At 67.7% G+C, this 7,644-nt stretch carries 6 protein-coding genes; 2 read left to right on the top strand and 4 right to left on the bottom strand.

Features of this window, described 5'->3' with window-relative positions; translation table 11 throughout:
- The 4 genes from QM619_RS03980 to QM619_RS03965 form a co-directional block, all read right to left on the bottom strand.
- The coding region (locus tag QM619_RS03980; RefSeq protein WP_415104545.1) for a nucleotidyl transferase AbiEii/AbiGii toxin family protein at window positions 1-476 on the bottom strand (476 nt) is incomplete at its 3' end.
- 344 nt (window positions 477-820) lie between these two features.
- Window positions 821-1,378 (bottom strand): type IV toxin-antitoxin system AbiEi family antitoxin domain-containing protein, encoded by a 558-nt coding sequence (locus tag QM619_RS03975; RefSeq protein WP_415104543.1) that lies wholly within the window; start codon window positions 1,376-1,378, stop codon window positions 821-823.
- A 327-nt stretch (window positions 1,379-1,705) separates the two neighbouring features.
- Window positions 1,706-2,338, bottom strand: coding sequence for an SDR family NAD(P)-dependent oxidoreductase (locus QM619_RS03970; RefSeq protein WP_415104541.1), 633 nt, complete (start codon window positions 2,336-2,338; stop codon window positions 1,706-1,708).
- A gap of 115 nt (window positions 2,339-2,453) precedes the next feature.
- Complete coding sequence (locus QM619_RS03965; protein ID WP_415104539.1) at window positions 2,454-3,800, bottom strand: DUF2254 domain-containing protein; 1,347 nt, start codon at window positions 3,798-3,800, stop codon at window positions 2,454-2,456.
- Window positions 3,801-4,534: 734 nt separating this feature from the next.
- On the opposite strand from QM619_RS03965, the gene QM619_RS03960 reads away from it, so the two are divergent.
- Together QM619_RS03960 and QM619_RS03955 are read left to right on the top strand one after the other, a co-directional pair.
- Window positions 4,535-6,040 carry a Stealth CR1 domain-containing protein gene (locus QM619_RS03960; RefSeq protein ID WP_415104537.1) on the top strand — a complete coding sequence of 502 codons (1,506 nt, stop codon included), beginning with the start codon at window positions 4,535-4,537 and terminating at the stop codon, window positions 6,038-6,040.
- Window positions 6,037-7,632, top strand: coding sequence for a Stealth CR1 domain-containing protein (locus tag QM619_RS03955; RefSeq protein WP_415104535.1), 1,596 nt, complete (start codon window positions 6,037-6,039; stop codon window positions 7,630-7,632). The genes QM619_RS03960 and QM619_RS03955 overlap by 4 nt, the downstream gene beginning before the upstream one ends.
- Window positions 7,633-7,644: the final 12 nt, after the last annotated feature.

The following is a 7,644-nucleotide window of genomic DNA, read 5'->3' as shown; positions in this document are numbered from 1 at the left end:
TCCGCCGTGAAGTCACCCGTGACCAGCGAACCGTCTGGCCGCACCGCAATCTGCCCAGCGATGTAGACGAAGTCACCGGCGCGCACGACATGCGTGAGCGGCATCTCAGACCGAGCGATACCGGTCGCAGGGATCTCTTCAATGGAGCTGATGGCGTTCACACTCGCTGTCGTTAGTCTGGTTGTGCGGGAACGAGGGAGCGCCTCGCGGACCTGCAAACCACAAGCGTAGCGCGCCGACGACCTGCGGTGCGATGGGCTCGAGGGTGACGCCGCGGTAGCGGGCCACGGCTTGTGCGGAGCGGAGCAACTCCTCGGTTCGATTCCCTGCCGTGCGAGTTGGACGATGTCGACGTAGTCGCGCCACCGGCTGGTGATCCCCCGCTCCAGGATGGTCACACCCTTCTCGGCGATCGTCGTCTCGGGCGCGTAGCCGAGCAGCTCGATCGGATCGCCCAAGACGCGGTCGATGCCCACCTGCCGGGGAGGGGCACGATCGGATCTCCGGTGGAGACATCCCACGCGGCACTGCCCTTCCACGGCCCGATCGAGACACCGACCCGCACCCGGAATCCGGGGTAGTCGGCGTGCTCGCGGATCTCCTGCACGCTGATCGAGTCAAGATCGAACACCACCCCGTCATCGACCTCGACGGCGGCGATGTCGCGAAGTCCTCGGCATGGGCGTGCGAGTGAGCCGGTCCAAGAACGACTCCAGCGTGTGCCGGATCAGATACTCCTGTGTCGGCGCACCTGTCCCAGCCTTCGCCGCGGCCGAGCGTGCCGCGGACTGGATGCGGCGGAACATCTCTTCGCCCGCGTTCACGTCAACATCTCCAGCGCTTGCAGGATCGGGGACTTCGCGCGGGGAAGGCGAGCGGCGATCTCCATCAGATGGGCCGGTTTCCCGCCGCGGCGCAGCCACTCCTTCAACGACTCCCGCGCCAGCTCGTACCCGACCTCGCCACGCAGCCGGAACGCATCCGCGATCGACCGCTCAGGGGAGTAGATCCCGATCGTCTGATCTGTGCCTGGAATCGGGATCTCCCCCCGCCCGATGTCGAACGTTGGCCGGTCGAACTGATGCCACGCGATCGCACCCGTGCTCGCCGGCGTGCGTGACCCGCGTGGGAGTGCGACATCCAACGCGGCGGGGATCGCATCGGTCAGCTCATGGTGCGCGAGCGCGGACGTCAGGCAGATCGTCGCATCCGGGCGACGAGTCGCAGCCTCGATCCAGTCCCAGTCCGCCGCCGGAGCATCCGCCGGCAGGTAGATGCCGCGAGCGATCCGCTCCAACCGACCCTCACGCGCCGCACGATACAGCCCACTGCGCGACAAGCCGACCCGCTCAGCCGTGCCTGGCCGGAGCGTGGACATCGCCAGCACCTCCCTGTCGAAATGACACGTATACACATAACTATGGCTGATGACGAATCGTGTCGCCTCTCGCGATCTCATCCATCGACACCCTCGGCGATCCCCCTACGATCGACTCTCGCTCAGTCGTTGGACGAAGTTTCGGCCTCGACCGGTACTCGCATCAGGGCGATCTTGGTGAATCCGAGTCGGTTGAGGTCGCGCACGGTCTGCATGAGGGTGAGGCGGCTGAAGAACGGGAGCCACTCGACACCGGTCCACCAGATGTTGGACGTTCAAACCCGCGACACGAGCGCGTTGGGCATCCCCCGCCTGTAGCGCCGGCCCCTACCAGGGGACGCGAGTGCCGTCCCATGACCAGTACCCACCGGTGGGTCCGGTGTCGGGCAGGGTCGCCAGACGGACCACCGCGGCGGCGGCTTCCGCCGCATCGCCGCCGACGGTCATGTTCGGCAAGAGGTTCGTCTTTCGCAGTCCCGGCGCCATAACGTTGACCTTGAAGGGGTCGCCCAGTTCCTGTGCCGTCAGAAGCGTGACGGCATTGACGGCGGTCTTCGAGCATCGGTAGGCGAGGCTGTTGCCAGGTGACCGCTGCCAGTCGAACTGCGGATTCGGTCCGCTGCTCCACGCCAGCGACCCGGTGCCGCTTCCGACGTTCACGATCCGTGGATGCGCGGATGCACGCAGGGCGGGCAGGAACGCCTGGGTGACCGCAATCAGTCCGAGCACGTTCGTCTCGTACGCGGCGCGCAGTTGCTCGACAGAGGTGGTGGAGATCCCGTCACCTCCCGCCGACGCATCGGGACACCGCGCCGACGAAGATGCGCGCTTACAGTGGTGCGGCGTTCGATGCCGAACTCGGCTCCGACGGCGTTCGCGTCGGCGCACCGGTCCTCGTCCTTGCCGCTCGGAGCGGGCTGCCGATTGGATGCGGCGGAACACCTCATCGCCCACGCTCATGCCAGGGCCTCCAGTGCCTGGATGACGGGAGACTTGGTACGGGGAAGCTGGGAGGCGGTCTGCATCAGCCGGAAGTGTGACCGGTGCGCTTGGGAGTATCGATGGCTCCGGACTGCTACTGATCGGCGAGCTGGATCGCGGGACGCTCGGGCTGGCCGGCGCCGATCAGCAACAGCGTCCGATCGACCTCGCGCAGCACCCGTTCGCGATCGTGCGGCTCGTGGACGTCCGCCTCCGCGCTGGCCCGAACGAGCTCGAGTTCGCGACGCACCAGGCTTAGCCGTTGCGAGGTCGCCGTCGCACCCGCGGCCCGGAGTTGCTTCACCAGCGCCAGCAGCACCACGGGCTCCGAACTGCCCTTGCGCCGGATCTCACCACACGCGAGTTCCAGATAGTCCTGGAAGTAGAGGCCAGGAACCAGCACACGGATCGTCCCGGTCGAGTCGATGACCGCCTCGGGGCCGACCGGCACGCCGGCCACCCTGCCCAGCAGCACCCCCAGCTCAGCACACGACTGCTCGACGGTGTGGTAGTCGAAGACGTGCATCGAGAGCAGCGCCATGTCGACCATCTGGATCGCACCCAGCGCCACATCGTTGTAGCTGCTGCGTCCTGCCCCGATCGTGATCGCCCGGTTCACCGCGCGGGCGAGCGGCTCGGGCCGGACACTGCCGCCGTTGGCCGGGCAGGCCCACGCCAACGGGGTACCGGCGACCACGTGACCGCCGATCCCCGGCACCAGCTGGATCACCACGTCCTCGGCCAGTGCGGCCCGCATCAGTGCGTCCATCTGCAGCCGCTGGACGTAGCCGGAGCGCGGCGCCAGCAACTGAATGGCGCCAACCGGCGGTTCGTCCCACGGCACGCCGTCCAGGCCGGACATTCCCGCCGACCGTCCGATTCCAGGCGGAAGTGCCTCGATGGCGCGCCGGGCCGCGACGCCGACCGAATTCAAGATGCTGTGGGTCTGCAGGCTGTGGGCCACCCGGTCGACGTAGAAGACGAGCGCTCCGATGCAGGCGAAGAGCAGCACCAGTCCAATCGTGACTGCCAGCCGGGGGTAGTCGTCCTGTGCGCCGACCGTGTAGAGGCCGGCAGCATTGTAGGCGAAGGTGGCGATGAACAAGCCGAACACGACCTGGGTCGCCCGGTCGCGCAGGAACGAGCGGACCAGCCGCGGCGAGTAGCGGTTTCCGGCGACCTGGAGGGCGACCAGAGTCAAGCCGACCACGAGAGCGAACACGCCGACCGTCGAGGTCGCCACGCCGAGCAGCAGCCGTCGCGCGTCCTCTGCCCCGCCGTGATAGAGGACCGGGCTGAGCGGTCCGTTCTCCGGCACACGCACCTGGGACAACACCGCACCGAGCACCAGCGCGCCGAGTGTCATCACCAAGGGGAAGAACCACAACGACCCGCTCAGAGTCTCGCGTTGCTTGTCAGACAGTATGTTGGTGACCGTCATCTGCGTGACACCCTCCGTTCACCGTCGGTTTTCCTTGCGTTCACCGACCTGTCGCACAAGGTAGCGCCGCACGTCCGCGATGTCGACCATGCCGCCCATCCACATAGAAACTGTTTTCTTGGATCAAATGGTCCCGCGTTTGGCGCGCGCACCCCCGCGGGCGAACCGGGTGCACTCTGAAATCGACGCTCGAGAGCACCGCTCGCCCTCGCCCGTTCGCCTCAGCGCCACCGACGACCCCCCTACTCTGGGGTCGATTTCAGACTGAAGCTGGGTAGCCCGGCAGTCAGCAGCGCTGCGCCGTATCGATTGCGTGCCGATTCACGCCTGGGCTGGATGACGCGATGACCGGCGCTCCGCCGATCGGCGGCATCCCTGACACGTCACGTTCAGCGTCGCCGACCTCGCCACCCCGGACGCCTGGGCCGCCCCTCTGGACGCCACCGGCGTGGAGCGCCGCCCGGTTACCGTACGAGCCGCTGCTCCACCGCGCACTCGGCTCGCCATTACACCCATCTGGAACCGCTCGCTACGGCGCCCATCGGTGGACCGACGCTTAGGGCCCATGTGACATACTCAACGCGACCCCCCAGGACTCCCCAGACGCTACACAGGATGGTGGTATGCGGAAGCCGTACAGATCTCTACGGCACCGCTTTTCACGTCGAATCACCGCCTTCGGGCGCGGACTCGACCCGAGAACGCGGCATCGTCTCCATCGCACAGCCGACAGCTTGGCAGCCAGCCGTCGGCGGCGCGTCGTCAACGGCACACCCGAAACCGTCGACCGGTTCGACTTCTGGGCGACGATCCAAGCGATCGCCGACACCGCCACGGCCGCGCTCGCGGCGGCCCACGTCGAGGTCGTCCGTCTGGATGCCGACGGACGCAGCATTCTCGCCGTCGCCGCTGAGGCACGGGAGCGGGCCATGGACGCCCTTGCCGACGACCCGGCAACCTCCGCCTGGTGGGTGGCGCTCAACCGCCGGCGTTCCGTCCGGCTGGCCGAGGCGCGCGGCGGTCGGTCCGGCCGGAACTCGCGGATCACCCTGTTCCGGCTTCTCGCAGCGCCGAACGGAACCCGGATCGCCGGCCCCGAGTGCGGCGTCAGCCTGCAGTTCTGGGAACGCGCGGAACCCGACTCCGAGCGTCCGGACGGCGGCGTCCACTCTCCCGGCACCCGCCTGGCGCCGAACCGCAACTCGCGAGCCGCCTATATTTCGGGGCAGCTGTGGCAACAGGCGCAGGACGACCCCGCCCGACGACTGCGGCCAGCCACCCCGCCGCACGTGCTGAGCGTCGTCGAGCCCATCGACATCGTGTACACCTGGGTCGACGACAGCGATCCGGCATGGCGCCGGCGCCGGGCATCGGTCGATCCACCGCAAGGCGGCCTGTCCACCGACGCGCTGCACGGCGGACGCACCGAGAACCGCGACGAGCTTCGGTATTCCCTGCGGTCGGTGTCGGCCTACGCCGGGTGGTATCGGCACATCTGGATCGTCACCGACGGACAGCGGCCCGCATGGCTGGCCGACCACCCGCGGCTCACTGTCGTCGCCCATCGAGAGATCTTCGGTGACCCCGAGGTGCTGCCGACCTTTAACTCGCACGCCATCGAGTCTCAGCTTCACCACATCGACGGCCTGGCCGAGCAGTTCCTCTACTTCAACGACGACGTCTTCATCGGTCGTCCGATTCGGCCGGAGTTGTTCTTCACCGGAGCCCGGCTCGCCAAATTCAGCATCGCCCCCAACGCGATCGATCGGCAGGGGGAGCCCGGCCGGCTGAACGGCGCAATGCTCGCCGCCCGCAACAATCGCGCCCTGCTGATTGATGACCTCGGCCGTTCGGTCACCAACCGCATCCAGCACATCCCCCATGCCCACCGGCGCAGCTCGCTGGCGTCCTTCGAGGGCCGCCACCCGGAATGGCTGGCCCAGGTCGCCGCCTCCCGGTTTCGTGGCACCGACGACCTCTCGCTGGCGTCCGACCTGGGCCACTACTGGGCCTACGGCCACGGCCAGGCACTCACCACCAGGCTCTCCTACCGCTACGTCGACATCGGTTCCCCGCTGGCCGCCGAATACCTCGACAGCCTGCTCGCCCGGCGCAACCACGACTGCTTCTGCATCAACGACGCCGGCCCCTACGCACACGCGGTCGACGGCACGACGGTGACCGATTTCCTCGCCGAGTACTTCCCCGTCCCCAGCCCCTTCGAGCGGACCACGCCGTGAAGATCCCCAACCAACTCCGGCGCCCCGCGCGAACCGTCCGGGCTCATCTGCACCGTGGCGAGCGACACGCCCGCACCTGGCTGTGGCATCAATGGCCCGCCGCCTGGCGCGGCCCCCACGAAGTGGTCGGCCACTTCGACACCTGGTCGTATCTGAGCGAGCTGCAGCGCCAGGTCTCCGACGAGCTCGGCACCGCACGCATCGAACACGTCGTTCTCGACGCGGCCAGCCCTAGGGCCCCGCACATCGCCATCCGCGCCACGGACGCCGATCGCATGCTGCGTGCCCTCGCCGGCGCGGCGCCGGCCCGCAACTGGTGGGCAGCCCGCACCCACGCCGGCCTGGTGGGGCACGCCCGTCCGCTCCGGCGGCAACGTGCGCGGGGCGCCGACGGGCTGCTGATCGCCCGCAATCTGCTCTCCTCGGACGGAATTCCGCTGACCCATTCCGAACTCGGCGTGTTCGTCGAGTTCTGGTCGGTAACCGATCTTCCCACCCCCCGTCCCGGCGGTGGCGAACTGCCGCCGGGTGCCCTGATCGCGCCGGCCACCAACGGCGTCCTCGACTACATCGACACCGACCAGTGGCAGCAAGTGCAGGGCAGTGGCCATCGGTTGCCCCCCTCGGCGCCTCATCTACTCACCATGGTGGAGCCGATCGACCTCGTCTACACCTGGGTGGACGGTGCCGACCCGCGGTGGCTCGACCGAAAGGCCCAGGCGCTCGGACTTCCGGCCGCAGCCCGCTACAGCAGCGACGCCGCGATCGAGGCCCGCTTCGCCAACCGGGACGAGTTGCGCTATTCGCTGCGCTCGGTGGAGATGTTCGCCAGCTGGGCGCGCCGGATCTGGATCGTCACCGATGGCCAGGTCCCGACCTGGCTCAAGCCGGACGAACGACTGACCGTCGTCGACCATCGCGATATCTTCGCCGACCCGGACGCACTGCCGGTGTTCAACTCGCACGCGATCGAATCCCAGTTGCATCACATTCCGGGCCTGGCCGAGCACTATCTCTACCTCAACGACGACATGCTGTTCGGGGCCCCGGTGCGGCCCGAGAACTTCTTCAACGGCGTCGGCGTGAGCAAGCTGTTCGCCTCTCGGGTGGCCGTGATCGATCCCGGTCCGCGCACCGACGACGATCTCGCGGTGAGTGCGGCGGCGAAGAACAATCGCGAGTTCCTGGAGCGCGAGTTCGGCCGCACCATCACACACAAGCTCTGGCATACCCCACAGCCCCACATCCGGTCATTGATGGAGCAGTTCGAGCAGACCTACCCGGAACTCTTCGACACCGTGATGCGGTCCCGTTTCCGCAGTGTCACCGACCATGCGCTGACGAGTTCCCTGGACGCCTACTATGCCGCCGCCCACGGCAAGGCCGCCCCCAGCCGCATCCGCTACGGATACCTCGACCTCGGCGGCCGAGACTCCTGGAAAACTCTGGAATTGTGGCTGCGCCGACGCAATTCCCAGTGTCTGTGCATCAACGATTCGGGCGCGGACGACCCCGCGCTTCAGCTGGCGAACGACAAGGCGCTCCGCGAGTTCTTCGACAGCTACTATCCGGTGCCGAGCCGTTGGGAGTAGTTTCGCTGGTCC

It is taken from the genome of Micropruina sp. (genome assembly GCF_047606665.1).
Taxonomy (GTDB): Bacteria; Actinomycetota; Actinomycetes; order Propionibacteriales; family Propionibacteriaceae; genus Micropruina.
This window is presented reverse-complemented; position numbering and strand designations above follow the sequence as displayed.

Excerpts from the sequence above, each read along its gene's own strand:
- QM619_RS03975 (WP_415104543.1), bottom strand. The coding sequence starts at position 1,378 with ATGTCCACGCTCCGGCCAGGCACGGCTGAGCGGGTCGGCTTGTCGCGC.
- QM619_RS03970 (WP_415104541.1), bottom strand. The coding sequence starts at position 2,338 with ATGAGCGTGGGCGATGAGGTGTTCCGCCGCATCCAATCGGCAGCCCGC.
- QM619_RS03965 (WP_415104539.1), bottom strand. The coding sequence starts at position 3,800 with ATGACGGTCACCAACATACTGTCTGACAAGCAACGCGAGACTCTGAGC.